At 66.1% G+C, this 1,740-nt stretch carries 1 pseudogene; it reads left to right on the top strand.

Going from position 1 to position 1,740, the window contains the following annotated elements:
• Positions 1-56: 56 nt before the first annotated feature.
• Positions 57-1,740: pseudogene (locus O3X23_RS43830) on the top strand (ISAzo13 family transposase); the annotation flags it as partial.

The raw sequence follows: 1,740 nt of genomic DNA, 5'->3' as shown, positions 1-1,740 counted from the left end.
GGGGCCCGTACTTCAATAAGTGCACGGCAGTAGGGCAGTTGGTGGGAGCCTGAATCATGGCTTCGCTTCTGGCTGACCGCGTCACTGCCCGCGTGCTACGGGCCAAGTTCGATCAAATATTGCCGCACTTCGACGAGCGCCGACGTCGGCTGTACCTGGCCAGCGAGGCTATAGCCATAGGGCATGGCGGGATCGCTTGTGTCGCTGCGGTTTCCGCCACCAGTACTGCCACCATCGCGCGTGGTATCGCCGAGTTGGCCGGCGGCTCCGCCCCGACCCTGCGAATCCGGGCCCCCGGTGCCGGCCGCAAGCGTCTGACAGACACCGATCCCGGCCTGGTGCCCGCACTCGAGTCGTTGATCGAGCCACACACCCGGGGCGACCCCGTCTCTCCACTGCGGTGGACCACGCTGTCACTGCGGGCCCTGGCCTCGGCCCTCACCGCACAGGACCATCCCGTCAGCGCGTCCACCGTCGGGCACCTGCTGCACATCCTGGGATACAGCCTGCAGGGAACCGCGAAGACGACGGAGGGCATCAGCCATCCGGACCGCGATGCCCAGTTCACCCACCTGAACACCACCGCCGCCGCCTTCCTCGACGACGCTCAGCCGGTGATCAGCGTCGATACCAAGGCCAAGGAATGGCTCGGCAACCGCGACCGTCCCGGCCGCACCTGGCGGCCGGGCAAGGACGCGATCAAGGTGGACTGCCACACATTCACCACCACCGATCAGCCGATGGCGATCCCCTACGGGATCTACGACATCGCCCACAACACCGGATGGGTCAACGTCGGCACCGACCACGACACCGCCCAGTTCGCGGTGGAGTCCATCCGCCGCTGGTGGCAGCACCGCGGACAGGCGGACTATCCCCATGCCACCCGGCTCCTGATCACCGCCGACTCCGGCGGTTCCAACGACCCCCGGCGCTGGACCTGGAAGAGCAACCTGGCCGCTTTCGCCCGGGAAAGCGGGCTGGAGATCTCGGTCTGTCACCTACCACCCGGAACGTCGAAGTGGAACAAGATCGAACACCGTATGTTCTGCCACATCACCGCGAACTGGCGGGGACGACCGCTGACCAGCTACCAGGTCGTCGTCGAGACCATCGCCGCCACAACCACCAAGACCGGGCTGAGCATCGGGGCCGAACTGGACACAGGGACGTACGACCTGGGCGTCAGCGTCACGCCCGCCGAGTTCCACGCTCTCCCGATCACACCGAACGCCTTCCACGGCGACTGGAACTACACGCTCGCTCCCCTCCCACCGCGAACGCCAGACGCACCAGCAAGCACTCGCCAGATCGACCCCGCCCTGACGGTGATGCTCACCGATCCGGCTCTGACCGGCATGTCACGGACCGCGTTCGAGCAGTTGGTGGGGGTCTCGGAACCCTACTGGGACGCATTGGCCGAGGCGGCGTTCCAGCGACGCTTCCACCGCCCGCGCGGCTACCGCCACCCGCAGATCAGCAGCGTGGATCACCTTCACCGGCTCTTGGCCGCCGTCTTGCGCCGCCGCCGAGCACTCACCATGACGTTCCTGGCTCAACTCATGGGCGTCAAACGCACCAATTTATCCATCCAATACCAAGACGCAAAGCGGCTCCTGGACCTCCACCAGATCCTCGTCACGCCCCTCCCCGGGCCAGCCGCCCGCACTCTGGATCAACTACACGCCCGAGCCACTCCCACCGAAGATCGCCCCTGACAGTTATTCAATTACGGGCCCC

Origin of the sequence: Streptomyces sp. H39-S7, assembly GCF_027158205.1 — a bacterium.
Classification (GTDB): domain Bacteria; phylum Actinomycetota; class Actinomycetes; order Streptomycetales; family Streptomycetaceae; genus Actinacidiphila.
The sequence above is the reverse complement of the archived record's forward strand: the minus strand, read 5'-3'. Positions and strand labels throughout refer to the sequence as shown.